15 protein-coding genes are annotated in these 14,985 nt (G+C 59.9%); 4 read left to right on the forward strand and 11 right to left on the reverse strand.

Annotated features, from left to right (window positions below; all coding sequences use genetic code 11):
• Window positions 1–10 precede the first annotated feature (10 nt).
• A complete protein-coding gene (gene mpaA / locus FEM41_RS18760; RefSeq protein ID WP_138097703.1) occupies window positions 11–727 on the forward strand; it encodes a murein tripeptide amidase MpaA in 717 nt (238 codons plus the stop codon).
• Window positions 728–793: 66 nt separating this feature from the next.
• Here mpaA and FEM41_RS18765 read toward each other — a convergent pair whose 3' ends face one another.
• Window positions 794–949, reverse strand: a complete 156-nt coding sequence (locus FEM41_RS18765) for a Hok/Gef family protein (RefSeq protein WP_138097704.1) — start codon at window positions 947–949, stop codon at window positions 794–796.
• 228 nt (window positions 950–1,177) lie between these two features.
• On the reverse strand, window positions 1,178–2,146 hold the full coding sequence (gene ycjG / locus FEM41_RS18770; protein ID WP_138097705.1) for an L-Ala-D/L-Glu epimerase: 969 nt from the start codon (window positions 2,144–2,146) through the stop codon (window positions 1,178–1,180).
• 142 nt (window positions 2,147–2,288) lie between these two features.
• Here ycjG and tpx point away from each other — a divergent pair, with 142 nt between their 5' ends.
• Window positions 2,289–2,789, forward strand: coding sequence for a thiol peroxidase (gene tpx, locus FEM41_RS18775; RefSeq protein WP_138097706.1), 501 nt, complete (start codon window positions 2,289–2,291; stop codon window positions 2,787–2,789).
• Between the two features lie 54 nt (window positions 2,790–2,843).
• Here the strand turns inward: tpx and tyrR are convergent, their stop codons facing one another.
• From tyrR to pspA, 7 genes are all read right to left on the reverse strand, one after another.
• Window positions 2,844–4,385 (reverse strand): transcriptional regulator TyrR, encoded by a 1,542-nt coding sequence (gene tyrR, locus FEM41_RS18780; protein ID WP_138097707.1) that lies wholly within the window; start codon window positions 4,383–4,385, stop codon window positions 2,844–2,846.
• Window positions 4,386–4,511: 126 nt separating this feature from the next.
• A complete protein-coding gene (locus tag FEM41_RS18785) occupies window positions 4,512–5,582 on the reverse strand; it encodes a TIGR01620 family protein (RefSeq protein ID WP_138097708.1) in 1,071 nt (356 codons plus the stop codon).
• Window positions 5,579–6,976 (reverse strand): YcjX family GTP-binding protein, encoded by a 1,398-nt coding sequence (locus FEM41_RS18790; protein WP_138097709.1) that lies wholly within the window; start codon window positions 6,974–6,976, stop codon window positions 5,579–5,581. The genes FEM41_RS18785 and FEM41_RS18790 overlap by 4 nt, the downstream gene beginning before the upstream one ends.
• Window positions 6,977–7,135: 159 nt before the next feature.
• Window positions 7,136–7,360 (reverse strand): phage shock protein PspD, encoded by a 225-nt coding sequence (gene pspD / locus FEM41_RS18795; RefSeq protein ID WP_138097710.1) that lies wholly within the window; start codon window positions 7,358–7,360, stop codon window positions 7,136–7,138.
• A 30-nt stretch (window positions 7,361–7,390) separates the two neighbouring features.
• On the reverse strand, window positions 7,391–7,744 hold the full coding sequence (pspC, locus tag FEM41_RS18800; protein WP_138097711.1) for an envelope stress response membrane protein PspC: 354 nt from the start codon (window positions 7,742–7,744) through the stop codon (window positions 7,391–7,393).
• A complete protein-coding gene (gene pspB / locus FEM41_RS18805) occupies window positions 7,744–7,971 on the reverse strand; it encodes an envelope stress response membrane protein PspB (RefSeq protein WP_138097712.1) in 228 nt (75 codons plus the stop codon). Before pspB ends, pspC begins: the two co-directional genes overlap by 1 nt.
• A gap of 52 nt (window positions 7,972–8,023) precedes the next feature.
• On the reverse strand, window positions 8,024–8,692 hold the full coding sequence (gene pspA, locus FEM41_RS18810; protein WP_138097713.1) for a phage shock protein PspA: 669 nt from the start codon (window positions 8,690–8,692) through the stop codon (window positions 8,024–8,026).
• Between the two features lie 157 nt (window positions 8,693–8,849).
• Between pspA and pspF the strand changes: the two genes are divergently transcribed.
• Complete coding sequence (pspF, locus tag FEM41_RS18815) at window positions 8,850–9,845, forward strand: phage shock protein operon transcriptional activator (protein ID WP_168198827.1); 996 nt, start codon at window positions 8,850–8,852, stop codon at window positions 9,843–9,845.
• Here pspF and FEM41_RS18820 read toward each other — a convergent pair.
• Together FEM41_RS18820 and FEM41_RS18825 are read right to left on the reverse strand one after the other, a co-directional pair.
• Window positions 9,833–11,227 (reverse strand): MFS transporter, encoded by a 1,395-nt coding sequence (locus FEM41_RS18820; RefSeq protein WP_138097715.1) that lies wholly within the window; start codon window positions 11,225–11,227, stop codon window positions 9,833–9,835. The genes pspF and FEM41_RS18820 overlap by 13 nt on opposite strands.
• Before the next feature lie 61 nt (window positions 11,228–11,288).
• Complete coding sequence (locus tag FEM41_RS18825; RefSeq protein WP_138097716.1) at window positions 11,289–12,458, reverse strand: M20 aminoacylase family protein; 1,170 nt, start codon at window positions 12,456–12,458, stop codon at window positions 11,289–11,291.
• 172 nt (window positions 12,459–12,630) lie between these two features.
• On the opposite strand from FEM41_RS18825, the gene FEM41_RS18830 reads away from it, so the two are divergent.
• Window positions 12,631–14,952, forward strand: coding sequence for a helix-turn-helix domain-containing protein (locus FEM41_RS18830; protein WP_138097717.1), 2,322 nt, complete (start codon window positions 12,631–12,633; stop codon window positions 14,950–14,952).
• The last annotated feature ends 33 nt before the right edge of the window (window positions 14,953–14,985 follow it).

The following is a 14,985-nucleotide window of genomic DNA, read 5'->3' on the forward strand; positions in this document are numbered from 1 at the left end:
GGAAGGCCCTATGAGTACACGTCTGCCCCGTTCACAGCGCGGCCCCCTGCCCCCGGGCATCGAACGCTACGGCGAGTCGGTACTCGGCGCGCCGCTGCTATGGTTCCCCGCCCCGCGCGCCGATGCCGACAGCGGGCTGATTATCGCCGGTACCCACGGCGATGAAAACGCCGCTATGGTCAGCCTTTCCTGTGCGCTGCGCACTCTGGCGCCGCCGCTGCGCCGCCATCATGTGGTACTGGCTGTGAATCCGGACGGCTGCCAGCTGGGGCTGCGCGCCAACGCCCGCGGCGTTGATATCAACCGCAATTTTCCGGCAGCCAACTGGCGCCAGGGTGAGACTCATTACCGCTGGAACAGCCTGGCCGACAGACGCGACGTGGTACTTTCCACCGGCGAAACGCCCGCCAGTGAACCGGAAACCCTGGCGCTGTGTGCACTTATCCACCAGTTGCATCCCGCCTGGGTCGTCTCATTTCACGATCCGCTAAGCTGTATTGAAGACCCCCATACCGGTACGCTCAGCGAATGGATGGCTGAGGCCTTCGGGCTGCCGCTGGTCGCCAGCGTCGGATACGAAACGCCCGGTTCCTTCGGCAGCTGGTGCGGCGATCTCGGCCTGCCATGCATTACGGCGGAGCTGCCAGCTATTTCTGCCGACGAAGCCAGCGAACGCTACCTGGAGCCGCTGCTGCGCCTGCTGTGCTGGACCGAAAACGCAGAATAAAAGACGGGTGCTTAAAGCGCTGCGCGAACGCATGATACGGCGGGGAACTTTCCCCGCCGGGTTACCTTACTTAAGAGCTATGCAGGCAGTGAAAACAGAAATCTCCATGTGACCGCTTCGGATGCGGACTCCACAAAGATCTTTCCTCATCGCCAGCACCACCATAAACGCTGTGATGCAGATAACGATCAGAGCGACAAGTATCGCCTTCTGCTGTTTCATCGTCGGCTACTCCTTGACCGGGTGGTCTGTAAGAAGCTAACCTGCATGTGTCGAGCATGCGGACTAGCCTCAGGTTGATAATAAACGTCACCTGGGGCTTTTCTCTGCCTGCCTTCCACCAATGCTTAAGGCAGACAGCCTTAAGCACCCGCCGTTATTTTATTCAGCCGACTGATGCGCCACCATTTTATCCACCACTGTTATTAATGATTTGCGAGACGGCTCGCGCTAGTCCAGCAAAATACGCCCGCCTTCATAGCGCAGCCCCGGCTCTACATCCACCGCCAGCCAGTCCGGTCCTTCCAGATCCACATAGCGCGCCTGTGGTGCCAGCGGCAGAGCCGCCGACACGGCTCGTGAAGTACAGCTGGCGCCGCCCAGCACCAGTTCGAAGCCCTGCTCCCTGGCGGCCGCAGCCAGGGCCAGCCCTTCGGTCAACCCACCGCATTTGTCGAGTTTGAGATTAATTGCTTCGTAACGCCCCGCCAGCGCCTTCAGACTGCTGCGGGTATGGCAGCTTTCATCGGCGCAGATTGGCAATGGATGGATAAAATTCTCCAGAGCGGCATCATCCCGGGCCGACAGCGGCTGTTCCAGCAACGCGACGCCAAGATCCGCCAGTAACTGACAGCGAGCCGCCAGGCCGTCACTGTGCCAGGTTTCGCTGGCATCGACCATCAGCGTGGCCTCCGGCACCGCTTCTCGGATCGCCACCAGCCGTTCGCTGATTAGCCTGTCGTCCAGACGAATCCGGAACAGCCGGGCGCCCCGGTTATAGCGCGCCCGGGCGGCAGCGGCCATATGGGGTGGTTCATCGGGTTGCAGCGTGCTGGCATTCTCCACCGCTGAATCCAGTTGCACGCCCACATATTCCGCCAGGCTCTGTCCGGCGCGGCGGGCATCCAGATCCCAGAAGGCGCAGTCCACGGCGTTACGGGCAGCGCCTGGCGGCAGAGTCTGCTGCAGCTGCTCCCGGGTCATCCTACGTTCCAAATGGGGCAGAATACTGGCAATTTGCGCCATCACCGATGGTACACTTTCGCCAAAACGCCGCCAGGGCGCGCACTCCCCCACACCGCGCCAGCCGTCTTCTTCCATTTCCACCACCACCACTTCAGCCTCGTTGCGGCTGCCGCGGGCGGTAAACAGTGGCGTACGCAGCGGCCACACTTCACGGTACATCCTGACGGATCTCATTAGGGTTATTCCTGTCTGTTAGGCTATCCGGAGTATAGCGGGCGTGCACTTTTGTGCCCCCGTCTCATATTTCTATGTTCATTAAGGTAATGTTGTCATACACTAGAGTGCTAGTTAAACATATGTAAACAGGAAGATAATTATGTCCCAAACTGTTCATTTCAAGGGCGCTCCGGTTGCCGTAAATGGGGAATTCCCAAAGACCGGCAGTAAGGCACAGCCTTTCTCCCTGGTAGCGAAAGATCTTTCCGACGTTTCTCTGTCGCAGTTTGCCGGTAAGCGCAAAGTGCTGAATATTTTCCCGAGCATCGATACCGGCGTTTGCGCCGCTTCGGTCCGTGAGTTCAACAAGCGTGCGGGCCAGTTGGATAATGCTGTGGTCCTGTGCATCTCTGCCGACCTGCCTTTCGCTCAGGCGCGCTTCTGCGGTGCTGAAGGTCTGGATAATGTGGTAACGCTGTCCACCCTGCGCGATCCTGCCTTCCTGGAAAACTACGGCGTGGCGATTGCCGAAGGTCCGATGAAAGGACTGACTGCACGTGCGGTCGTGGTTCTGAACGAAAATGATGAAGTGATTTACAGCCAGCTGGTGAACGAAATCACCGAAGAGCCGGATTACGACAGCGCGCTGAAAGCGCTGTAACAGACAAGCGTCTGAATAGCAGACCGGCCCCCCCAGGGGCCGGTTTTTTTGTACTTACTCTTCGCCGCGGCGCTGGCCCAGGCCGTAGTCGCGCAGCTTGTTGGCGATGGCGGTATGAGAAACCCCCAGCCGTTTTGCCAGCTTGCGAGTACTGGGATAGGAGCGATAAAGCTGCACCAGTACCGAGCGTTCGAAACGTCGGGTGATGTCGTCCAGCGAGCCGTCCAGCGCTTCGTCCCCTACGGGTAACGCGGCGGCATCGAAATCCGGCAGCGCGATATCCTGGGGGCGCAGTTCATAGCCCTGTAGCTGAGTCAGCGCCCGATAGATGGCATTTTTCAACTGACGCACGTTACCAGGCCAGCCATAGCGGGTCAGTACGCCCGCCAGTTCCGGGGAGAGCCGCGGCCGCGCCAGCCCCTGTTCATCCGCCAGGCGCGCCACGAACATTTCAGTCAGCGGCATAATATCCTGAGGACGATCGCGCAATGCGGGCAGGTTCAGGGTCAGTACGTTAAGGCGATAGTAGAGATCCTCACGGAACAATCCCTTCTGCACCAGCTCCACCAGGTTTTTCTGAGTCGCGCAGATCACCCGCACGTCCACGTGCACTTCATGATCTTCCCCCACCCGCCGGAAGGTGCCGTCATTCAGGAAGCGCAGCAGTTTAACCTGCATGCGCGGCGACATTTCGCCGATTTCGTCCAGCAGTACCGAGCCGCCGTTGGCCTGCTCGAAAAAGCCCTTTTTGCCGGTGGCGCCGTCGCCATAAAGCTCGCTTTCCACCGCATCTTCCGGAATAGAGGCGCAGCTCAGCGCCAGCCATGGCTTGCGTGCTCTGGGGCTTGCCAGATGGCAGGCGTGCGCCAGCAGATCCTTACCGGTACCGGTATCGCCGGTAATCAACAACGGCGCGCTCAGGGTCGCCATTTTACGCGCCTGCTCCACTACGCCGCGCATCCTGGGGCTCACCGCCACTATCTGGCTGAATGCTTCGAGATCCACATCGTCCAGCGCCTGTAGCTGGCGCCCCATCCGCGCCGTGGAGCGCAACATCACGACCGCCCCCACCAGCAGGTTATCGCCCTCTTCGCCATCGAGATAGACCGGCGTCAGCTCCATCAGGAAGTTCTGGCCATTGATCGCCACATGGCGGTTATGGGACTCGTGGGGCTCTCCTTCCAGCCAGCGCGGGAAGTTAAAACCGTCAAACAGCGTAGAGGCGCTGTGATTAATCAGTTTATCCACGCCCTGTCCAAACAGCGCGCAGCTGGCCGGATTCGCCTGTTCAATGCGTCCTTTGAGATCCAGCGACAGTACCGGCTCCGGCAGCGACTCCAGCACCGCGCTCAGGGCGCGATGTTCACGCTCGCTGGGCATCCAGGGAACGGTACGCACGTCCGTCACACCAGCAATACGGCGAATCTCCGCCATCAGGCTACTGAAGGAGGTGAAATCCAGGGAGGCGAAATTGAGGTAGATCTTGCCGACAGGATCGATTTCGATACCGCGCAGATCGATACTGCGTAGCACCAGCAGATCGAGCAGTTCGCGGGTCAGGCCAAGACGGTCCTGACAGATAACTTCCAGACGCATGGGAATGACGCTCACACGAAAGCAATGATTGGATATCGGAATCATACCCCAGAAGGGGCCTCCCCAGAAGGGATCTGTCAACAAAAATTGACAGCCCGACGCAAAGCCGGGCGTTCTGGTGTAAAGTCAGCGGTTATCGGCGCTTTTACCCTTTCCTTTCTGCATGGTCTCTTTAAGCTGCCCCAGCAGTTCACGACGGAAGTCACCCAACCGTGGCTTATCGTCATCCATCCACGGCAGCGGACGGCACAGCTCCATAGCCTTAATGCCCAACCTTGCGGTCAGCAGACCGGCGCCAATTCCCTGGGCGGCACGGGCAGACAGGCGAGCCGCCAGATCCTGGGACATCCAGTCCATGCCCACTTCACGCACCAGTTCACTGGCCCCGGCAAAGGCAATGTTCAGCAACACCAGGCGGAACAGACGAATGCGACTGTAGTAGCCCAGCTCAATACCGTACAGCGCGGCTATGCGATTGATCAGTCGCAGGTTACGCCAGGCGATAAACGCCATATCCACCAGCGCCAGCGGGCTGACGGCGATCATCAGGGTCGATTCGGCGGCAGAGCGGCTGATAGCGCGCCGCGCCTGGGCGTCAAGCACCGGCTGTACGATACGGGCATAGAGCGCTACTACTTCGCGATCGTTCTGGGTTTCGTGAATGGCGGCATGCCAGCGTTGCAGCGCCGGATGGCTCTGATCCAGACCGGCCTGTTGCGCCAGATTCTCGCAGAAAGCGCGACCCTTGCCGGAAGCGTGGCTGGCCAGCAACTCCCTGGCCTCGTCGCGCGCCTCGGCCCTTTGGCGCAAACGCCACAGACGCCGCCATTCCCCCGCCACCGAACCGATACCGGCAGCGATAATCAGCCCCCCGGCGGCACAACCGCCCAGCGCCGCCCAGTCCTGGCTCTGCCAGGCTTGCCATGCCCACTGCACGCCCTGAGCGACCGTGCTTACGACAAACAGGCCAATACCCAGCCCCACCATGCGGCGCCACAGGCTGCGGCGCGGACGCAGCGCGGCTTCCACCGCCACCTCGGGCTGACCCTCTTCCGCTGCCTCCTCCTGCTCATTCAGGGCGGGCATAAATTTTTCCGCTTCCGGCTCGCTGAAGGTGCGATTTTCCCGTAGCGCTTCCGGGTTCTCTTCCGCCAGCGGTTGTGCGAAATCCCGGCGCGGTTTCAGAGAATCATTCATCGCAGCTTGTCTCCTATTAAAAATTCCAGCGCCGCATCAAGGCGAATATGGGGCAGCGGGCTGTCCACATCCATAACCTGAGGGCGAAACTGTTCAAAACGAAAGCCCTGCTGTTCCCAGAAGGCGGCGCCGGGCAGACGCTCCGGTACCTCGCCGGGGTAGACCGTCAGCGGCTCTCCATCGCTCAGGCGATGACCGCGCAGCGCCGGGATCTTCTCGCCATCCAACTCCACCAGGCCACTCTGGGTAGCCTGTACCGAGGCCAGCCCCAGGCAGTCCATCTCAATCCCTTCAAAGGCGGCATTCTGCCAGGCGTCCTGCACCAGTTGCTGAAGCAGCGACACCATATGAGGATGCTGATCGAGCGTCACATGGTCCGCCTTGGTGGCGGCAAACAGCAGCTTATCGATAACCGGCGAGAACATACGCCGGAACAGGGTACGCTGGCCGTAGTGGAAACTCTGCATCAGTTGCGTCAGCGCCAGACGCATATCGTTAAAGGCCTGGGGACCGCTGTTGAGCGGTTGCAGGCAATCAACCAGCACAATCTGACGATCGAAACGCAGAAAGTGGTCGCGGTAGAACCCCTTCACCACCTTGTCGCAGTAATAGTCATAGCGGGCGCGCAGCATTCCGAGATTGCTGCCTTTATCGGCCTGGGCCAATTTCGATTCGCCCCAGCCATCCACGTCCGGCCAGGGGAAGAACTGCAGCGCCGGGGCGCCGGCCATTTCACCAGGCAGTACAAAGCGTCCGGGCTGAATAAAGTGCAGCCCCTGCGCTTTGCATTTAATCAGGTAATCGCTCCAGGCCGCGGCGATGGCCGCCAACCGGTTCTCATCGGCGGGCGCTTCTGGATCCAGCCCGGCGCACAGTTCACGCCACGGGCGCGCCCATTCGGCGCGATCGCCCTGCAGCAGGCCAGTCATCTGGCGCGACCAGCTCAGATAATCCTGGGCCAGCATCGGCAGATCCAGCAGCCACTCGCCGGGGTAGTCGACAATCTCCAGCCACAGGGTGGAGGTCTCTTTAAAGTGACGCAGCAGGGAATCATCGGAGCGGTAGCGCAGCGCCAGCCGCATTTCGCTGACGCCGCGGGTCGGCGTGGGCCAGGCCGGCGGCGAACCGTAAAGCTGGGCCAGCCCTTCATCGTAGGTAAAGCGCGGAATGCCCAGGTCACGCTGCGGCACTCTTTTTACGCCCAGCAGACGCTCTTCGCGCGCCGCGCTCAGCAGCGGCAGACGCGCGCCGGTATGGACATTGAGTAGTTGATTAACCATCGCGGTAATAAAAGCCGTCTTGCCGCTACGGCTCAGGCCAGTCACCGCCAGACGCAGATGCCGATCCATTCCACGGTTCATCAGCGCCTGCAGTTCATTTTTTATTCTTTTCATAGCACTCCTGTGTCACCCACGCACGCTTATCCTGGTACCTTAGTTTACGCGATGGGCGCCGGTTCCTCATCTTTCCCGTGCCTGTGCGGGGGAAACCCCGGGCCTGATGGTAATCCGGAAGGCGGACGCCGCTGTCAGAACGACAGCGGCCGCGGGCGCTTAACGCGCCGAAAAACGACGGGATAAACGGTGAGCCAGGCGGGAAAGTAGCGGCTCCAGCGCCACCGCCAGCACCATCTTCAGCGGCCGACGGGCCACCGACTTCACTGCCCAGCCGGCAACGCCTGCCGGGCCATAACGCAGCGCGGTGAGCAGTACCAGCTTACCGGCTACCCGGGCAACGGGAGCCGCTTTACGAGCGGCGTGGTTCAAACTCGCTTTCACTCTGACTTTCTCCTTACCCCGTATCACGGGTTAAAGTTGACGGAAACGGCTATGCAGCGTGTAAGCGTCGGAGGTAATGTAACGCTCCATCGCGCGCAGGCGCTGCTCGCCTTCGGCCAGTTCGGCGTCCACTTCATTCAGTATATGACCGCTGGACGCTTCCTGCCGATCTGCGCCTTCCGGCATGGGATCCAGCGCGAAAGTCAGAATCACATAGGCCACGAGGGTGAAGAAAAACAGGCCAAACAACATCGATAAAATCACGATCAGACGTACCAGCTTCACCGGTACATCAAGGTATTGCGCTATCCCGGCACATACGCCTTTCACCATACCGCGCTGTGGGATACGCCACAATTTACGCCCGGAAAAGGTCACTGCCATTATTTGTCTCTCCAGTTCGGATGTTCAGCATCAAGAATCTGTTCCAGCGCCTGAATGCGTTCCCGCATCCGCTGCGCGTCGTCATTCAGTTGCATCAGGCGCTGTCGTTCGCTCTGGGAGAGCTGACTCCCCCGCTCCTGGCGGTTGCTGTAGTGCAGCCAGAGCCAGATAGGGGCGACAAACAGCACAAAGATGGTCAACGGAATGGCTAAAAATAGCGCGCTCATGTGTACTCCTTACCGATCAAACGCAGCGGCGCGAACCGCGCCGCATGAAAGATTACTCACCGTCGCGCTGTACTTTAGCCTTTAACGCCTCCAGCTGCGCGCTGATTTCATCATCCGCTTTCAGCTCGGAGAACTGCTGGTCGAGGCTTTTCGACTTACCGAAGCGATGGCTTTCCGCTTCTGCTTCCATATGGTCGATACGACGCTCGAAGGATTCGAAACGCGCCATGGCTTCGTCCAGTTTGCCGCTGTCCAGCTGACGGCGTACGTCACGCGAAGAGGAAGCGGCCTGATGACGCAGGGTCAGCGCCTGCTGACGGGCCCGGGTTTCGCTCAGCTTGTTTTCCAGCTCGCCAATCTCGGTCTTCATGCGATCCAGAGATTCATCCACCTGCGCGGCTTCATGCTCCAGAGAAGCGATGATTTCGGTCAGCTTCTGCTTTTCGATCAGCGCAGAGCGGGCCAGATCCTCTTTCTCTTTACGCAGCGCCAGTTCGGCTTTCTCCTGCCATTCGGCCTGCTGAGCCGTTGCCTGCTCAATGCGGCGCGCCAGCTGTTTCTTCTCTGCCAGGGCGCGGGCCGAGGTGGAGCGAACTTCCACCAGCGTGTCTTCCATTTCCTGAATCATCAGTCGTACCAGCTTCTGCGGATCTTCCGCTTTCTCCAGCAGCGAGTTGATGTTGGCGCTCACGATATCGGCGAAACGAGAAAAAATACCCATAATTCAAATCCTCAGTCATGGTTCCTGCGGGCACTGTGCCCGTCTCCCTCAGGATATTGCAGAATGCGTGCCAACTTTTTAATGCATTGAAAATAAAGAAATAGTTATATTTTACCCGCCACTAAAAATCCGCTAGAGTGGTGATATTCACTAACGAGTGGTTAATTTCATCATGACCGAATACAAAGATAACCTGCTGGGCGAGGATAACCGTTTTCTGGAGATGCTGGAGCAGGTATCGCGCCTGGCGCCGCTGGACAAACCGGTACTGGTTATCGGCGAGCGCGGTACCGGCAAGGAGCTTATCGCCAACCGTCTGCACTTTTTGTCGCGCCGCTGGCAGGGCCCTTTTATTTCGCTGAACTGCGCTGCGCTCAATGAAAACCTGCTCGATTCCGAACTGTTCGGCCACGAGGCGGGCTCCTTTACCGGCGCCAAAACCCGTCACCAGGGGCGCTTCGAGCGCGCCGACGGTGGCACCCTGTTTCTGGACGAGCTGGCCACCGCGCCGATGAGCGTTCAGGAAAAGCTGCTAAGGGTCATTGAATATGGCGAGCTGGAGCGCGTGGGGGGCAGCCAGCCTTTGCAGGTTAACGTGCGTCTGGTGTGCGCCACCAATGCCGATCTGCCACAAATGGCGGAACAGGGCAGTTTTCGCGCCGATCTGCTGGATCGTCTGGCCTTTGAAGTGGTGCGACTACCGCCATTGCGTGAACGCCAGGCCGATATCATGCTGCTGGCGGAGCAGTTCGCCATTCAGATGTGTCGGGAACTGGCGCTACCGCTGTTTCCCGGTTTTAGCGAACAGGCCCGGAATACCCTGCTGAACTACCGCTGGCCGGGCAACGTCCGGGAACTGAAAAACGTGGTGGAGCGTTCGGTATGGCGCCACGGCGCAAGCGATGAGCCGGTAGAAACCATCGTTCTGGATCCCTTCGCCCGGAACCCCGCGCCAGCGCCGGAACCAAACGCGACTGCTGACGCACTCCCGGCACTGCCACTCGACCTGCGCGACTGGCAGACTCAGCAGGAAAAAGCCCTGGTGGAAGCCAGTCTGCGTGCAGCCAAATATCACCAGAAGCAGGCCGCGCAGCTGCTGGGATTAACCTACCACCAGCTGCGGGCGCTGCTTAAGAAACATCAGCTCAGTTGATTGCTACGCGGCACCATCAGGAAGACCACCACTAGCGCCGCCAGGCACAGGCCGGTATTGGCCAGCAGCGCGAACTGCGCGGCACGGGCCATGCCCAACGGCAGCAGCAGCCCATAGAGCGAAGCGGAAATCGCCAGTCCGAAAGCGCCCCCCAGCGAGCTGCCCATTTTATAGAGCCCGGAGGCCACGCCCGCTTTATCGTGCGGAGCGTGGCTAACGGCGGTATCCGTAGACGGCGTGGCGTAACAGCCCAGGCCAAGACCGAACAGCACATAGCTGGCAAACACCGTGGCCACGTAGGCGGTATCCCCAAGGAAAGTACAGGAGATAAAGAAGATGCCCAGACCGGTAAGCACCGGGCCAATCATCATCGGCAGCCGCGCGCCATAGCGCTGCAGCAGCTTTTCACCAACGCGAATCATCGCCAGTACCGTCACCAGATAGCCCATGGTCATCAGTCCGGTCTGGAAGGCGCTGAACTGGCGCCCCTGCTGCATATAGATACTGGCGATCATCATGGTGCCGATACAGCCGTTAAGCAGCATATTGGAGATAACCGCGCCGCTGTACGCCCGGTTCGCGAACAGGGAAAAGTCGATCAACGCCTGACCGCCCCGCCGCCGCTCCGCCCGGAAAAAGCACAGCGCCGTGATCACAAAACCGGCCAGCAGTCCCAGGGTTGCCGGACTGGCCCAGCCCCAGTCGCGCCCTTTGGTGATAAACAGGTTAAGCAGCACCAGCGCCGCCGCCAGCAGGATCAGACCCGGCAGGTCGAGACGATGACGTGCGGCCTGTTCGCTGCGATTCTCCTGTGCGCCGCGCAGCAGCAACAGCGCCAGCCCGGCGAACAGCATCGAGATAATAAAGATCCAGCGCCACCCTATACCGGTGGCGATAGCGCCCCCAACCAGCGAACAGAGACCGCTCCCTCCCCAGGAGCCGATCACCCAGAAACTGATGGCCCGCTGACGCGCCGCCCCCTGATACCAGGTTTTAATCAATGCCAGAGTGGCGGGCATGATGCAGGCAGCAGAAAGCCCCTGCACCGCACGCCCCACCAAAAACAGCGTCGATTCCTGGGCCAGCACCAGCATCAGGCTGCCCGCCAGACTTAGCCACAGCCCAAGCCGGGTCAGACGAACCCGGCCGAAGCGATCCGCCAGCCCGCCGCAGGCCACAATAAAACAGCCGCTAAATAACGCGCTCAGACTAATGGCCAGATTCAGCGTGGCCGCCGGAATCGCCACGCTGGACTTGATATCGGGCACCACATTAATGACCGACTGGGCGAACAGCCAGAATGTCAGAACGCCCAGCACAATCCCAGCCAGCCAGCGGTCGTTACCCGCGCTGCGGGGGTGTTCCAGAGATACCGTACTCATTTACCCTTCCCTCCATAATGGGAATCATGACCGGGGATCTGCGCCCCCTGGTCCGTCCTATTCAGCGCAGATAGCGCTGCGTTAGCTCACACCACAACGCAGCCGCCGGAATTATGGTGCTGTCGTTAAAGTCGTAACCAGGGTTGTGCACCATGCAGCGGTCGGCTTCGTCACCTGCGCCAACCACAAAGTAGCTGCCCTGAGGATGGTGTTTGAGCATAAAGGCGAAATCTTCGCTGCCCATAAAGGGTTTGCCTGGTTCAACGCGCTCAGCGCCAAACAGGTCGCTGGCCGCTTCACGGGCGAAATCGTTGGCCTGCGGATCGTTGACCAGTACCGGACAGCCGTTCACATGACTGACGCTGGCGCTGGCGTTAAAGCTGGCGGCCATCGTTCCGGCAATCTCCTGAATACGTTGTAGCACGGTCTCACGCACTGACTCATTCAGGGTGCGGACGCTCAGTTTCATCAGCGCCTTTTCGTTGATGATGTTGGGCGCTTCACCGGCCTGAATGCTGCCGACGGTGACCACCACCGGCTCGAAGGGGGTGATATTGCGCGACACAATAGTCTGTAACGCTGTGGCGATATGGCAGGCCACCAGGGTGGCATCCACGCAGTACTCCGGCATAGCGCCATGGCCGCCCACGCCGGTCACCTCAATATGCAGGGTGTCGGCGGAAGCCATCATAGGGCCATCGCGGAAATAGAAGTGATTGAGCTTGCCGCCCGGCATATTGTGCAGGCCGTAGATACGATCGCAGGGGAAGAGATCGAACAGACCATCCTCCACCATCACCTTACCGCCGTACAGTAGCTCTTCCGCAGGCTGAAAAATCAGATTCAGCGTACCGTTGAACTGGCGGGTTTTTGCCAGATACTGCGCGGCGCATAGCAAGATCGTGGTATGGCCGTCATGGCCGCAGCCGTGGAAGCGACCGGGAATTTCGCTGGCCCAGGGTTTGCCGCTCGCTTCCTGCATCGGCAGCGCATCCATATCAGCGCGAATCCCCAGGCTGCGCTGACCATCTCCGACCTTCAGAGTCCCCACCACCCCGGTACCCGCCAGACCCCGATGCACCTGATAACCCCACTCTTCCAGCAGACGCGCCACCAGATCGCTGGTGCGGTGCTCTTCAAAGCCTACCTCCGGATGGCTGTGAATCTGATGACGGATCTCGGTAAAGATCTCCTCCTGCTCGCGCAGGGCGGCAATAAGCTGTTGTGTCATGATGTTGTGTTCCTCTGTTTTTTTCTTTCTGCGCTTTCGAGTTTATGGTGCTTTACGGGCTTTAAAATGGCATTTTTTGTTTTAAAGTGACCTGGTACCGTCGACCACCTTTCATACAGCCTGGTTATGACAAAAAACAGGGTGTTATTTTTTGTCTTTACGGAGTACCGCCATGCCCGATCGCGACAATGCCGATTTTTCCGTAGCGCTACATGCCGTGCAGCGCTTTACCTGCTCCGGATTCCACGGCCTGACGCTGTTGCAGGTGCTGAAAGGCGAACTGAGCTGGTCGATACAGGGGCAACAGCGCCTGCTGCACGCTGGCGATATCCGGCTTATCAACCGCCATACCGACTGGAGCCTGAGCGGCGATGGCGATAATACCGTGATGGTGGTGACCCTCTCCGGCCAGTGGGTGGCGCGCTACTATCCCGATTTCTTCCGCTACGACTACCGGGTGCCGCCAGAGCCCGCCGAAGGCGCCGACTCCCCCTGGCGCACGGCGCTGCACCACGCGCTGCGGCAGGTTCTGATCGCCAGCGTGATGAAAAACGAACAACGCTACTGGCTGGAGGTAAATCGCTGGTTGAGCGAGACAATGCTGATTCTGGTGACCGGGTTTCAGTATCCGGCCCGCGACCGGGGCAGCCGCGAGCAGCGCTGGAGTCGCCGCATTACCCAGGTGGTGCAACGCATTGAGGCCAACGTTAGTCGGCGTATCAGCCTTGGCGAAATCGCCCGGGCGGAATTCGTCTCTGAAGCCTGGCTGTCGCGGCTGTTCAAGAAAGAGGTCGGGGTCAGCTTTATGCGCTTTATCACCGAGCTGCGCCTGAAAAATGCGCGGGAAGCGCTGATCGCGACCAGCAAACCGGTACATCAAATCGCCATGGAACAGGGCTTCGCCAACAATCGCCAGATGATCGACCTGTTCCGCCGCCACTACGGTAAAACCCCGAGCCAGCTGCGCCAGCAACCGCCCGATGCGGCGCTGCAGCGTAACAGCATCGTCGCCTCGCAGGCCCCGGACAGCATTGCGCCCCCGTCTCCGGCGCTGCTGTTCTCACTGCTCAACGATCGCCAGAGCGAACCGTCGCCCGCCGCCGCATTGCACTACGATATCAGCGAAGAGCTGACACTCGCCCTGAGCGATGCGCCCCGGGGGCGCCGCCAGCTGCGCCCCCGGGAGATTGTCATCACTCTGCGCGAGCTTGATGATTTGCGTCTTCAGGAAGTGCAGGAACAGCTGCGCGCGCTGAAACAGCACTTTTCGCTGGCGGTCATCGATATTCACGAACCGGTACTGAGCAGCGCGTTAATCCGGGAAGAGGCCCCCGAGACACAGCCCTTCGCCTGTGGGTGGTCAGCGTTTCAGCAGATTGTGCACTTTGTGGATGAGCTGGGCGCCGGGCTCTGCCTGCGTCTGGCCAGCGAAACCCGACGCGAACAACTGCAAGCCTTTTTGCGCCGCAGCATCGACCATTTTCCGGCACACATCATCAAACGGTGGCGCTTCTTATGGCTCTGCCCGCCGACGGTACAGCACGACCCGCAGGCCTGGCAGGATGTGCATGGCGTCGTGCGTCACTGGTTGCCGGAAGCGCATCTGGGCGTCGCGCTGCCGCTGCCGTCCGATCCTCATGCCGTCGCGGAAAGTTCGCTCTGGCAGCAGCCATGGCTGGCGGAGGCCGATTTTCTGGCCTGTAGCGCGGATGCCAATGCCCTGCTCAGTGCTGATGGCGATCGGGAAATCCAAATCCGCGCCTCTCTTGATTACCCCAGACGTCAGCTGCTGGCGATCGGCAATGCGTTACAGCGTCACAAATTAACTTTGCCGCTGCACCTGCTGGCCTGGAATACCCTGAGTGCTAACGGCGGTTTTTTCCGCGGCGCGCTGTTGATGCACAGCCTGCTGGGGCTGCCCGATACGGTACAGAGCGTCGGCTTCTGGTTGAACGCCGCGCTACAGCGCGAAGCGCTGGAAGGCGAACAGATCGATACCTCAAGCCTAGCCCTGCTATTCAACCATTCGCTGCCGCGCCCCATTTACTGGGTACTGCACTTCTGGCAGCGTCTCCAGGGGGAACGGCTGGCCAGCGGTCCTCATCATCTTCTGACCCGCAGCGGCGACTGCTATCGCCTGCTACTCAGTAATCCCCAGGTCTTCAATCCCGACCTTTCCAGCCAGCAGCGCTTTATTCAGCGCTTTCGCAAACAGCTACGCCTGAGTCTGTCGGGCCTGGCTTCCGGGCGCTGGCGGGTGAGACAATTGCGCTTCGATCAGCAGAACGGCGCCCTGTTCCCGCTGCTGGAACCGCATCTGGCGATCCGGGGGGCGGACAGAGAAACGCTGGCGTGGGTACACCATCGGGCGCGACCACACCATCAGTTATGGGAAATAACGCTGGATGGCCCCTGGGAAATCCATGAAGCGCTGGAGAGTAACGCGCTGGTGCTGTATGAACTGACGCCGCTATCGTCGCTATCGTCGCTATAGCACAGTTTGCAAGCGACTGCGGTACGGTAAAAC

The sequence above is a fragment of the Jejubacter calystegiae genome (genome assembly GCF_005671395.1).
GTDB lineage: Bacteria > Pseudomonadota > Gammaproteobacteria > Enterobacterales > Enterobacteriaceae > Jejubacter > Jejubacter calystegiae.

What these genes read in the sequence shown, in the direction of transcription:
- mpaA (WP_138097703.1), top strand. Translation starts at nt 11, where the DNA reads ATGAGTACACGTCTGCCCCGTTCACAGCGCGGCCCCCTGCCCCCGGGC.
- FEM41_RS18765 (WP_138097704.1), bottom strand. Translation starts at nt 949, where the DNA reads ATGAAACAGCAGAAGGCGATACTTGTCGCTCTGATCGTTATCTGCATC.
- ycjG (WP_138097705.1), bottom strand. Translation starts at nt 2,146, where the DNA reads ATGAGATCCGTCAGGATGTACCGTGAAGTGTGGCCGCTGCGTACGCCA.
- tpx (WP_138097706.1), top strand. Translation starts at nt 2,289, where the DNA reads ATGTCCCAAACTGTTCATTTCAAGGGCGCTCCGGTTGCCGTAAATGGG.
- tyrR (WP_138097707.1), bottom strand. Translation starts at nt 4,385, where the DNA reads ATGCGTCTGGAAGTTATCTGTCAGGACCGTCTTGGCCTGACCCGCGAA.
- FEM41_RS18785 (WP_138097708.1), bottom strand. Translation starts at nt 5,582, where the DNA reads ATGAATGATTCTCTGAAACCGCGCCGGGATTTCGCACAACCGCTGGCG.
- FEM41_RS18790 (WP_138097709.1), bottom strand. Translation starts at nt 6,976, where the DNA reads ATGAAAAGAATAAAAAATGAACTGCAGGCGCTGATGAACCGTGGAATG.
- pspC (WP_138097711.1), bottom strand. Translation starts at nt 7,744, where the DNA reads ATGGCAGTGACCTTTTCCGGGCGTAAATTGTGGCGTATCCCACAGCGC.
- pspB (WP_138097712.1), bottom strand. Translation starts at nt 7,971, where the DNA reads ATGAGCGCGCTATTTTTAGCCATTCCGTTGACCATCTTTGTGCTGTTT.
- pspA (WP_138097713.1), bottom strand. Translation starts at nt 8,692, where the DNA reads ATGGGTATTTTTTCTCGTTTCGCCGATATCGTGAGCGCCAACATCAAC.
- FEM41_RS18820 (WP_138097715.1), bottom strand. Translation starts at nt 11,227, where the DNA reads ATGAGTACGGTATCTCTGGAACACCCCCGCAGCGCGGGTAACGACCGC.
- FEM41_RS18825 (WP_138097716.1), bottom strand. Translation starts at nt 12,458, where the DNA reads ATGACACAACAGCTTATTGCCGCCCTGCGCGAGCAGGAGGAGATCTTT.
- FEM41_RS18830 (WP_138097717.1), top strand. Translation starts at nt 12,631, where the DNA reads ATGCCCGATCGCGACAATGCCGATTTTTCCGTAGCGCTACATGCCGTG.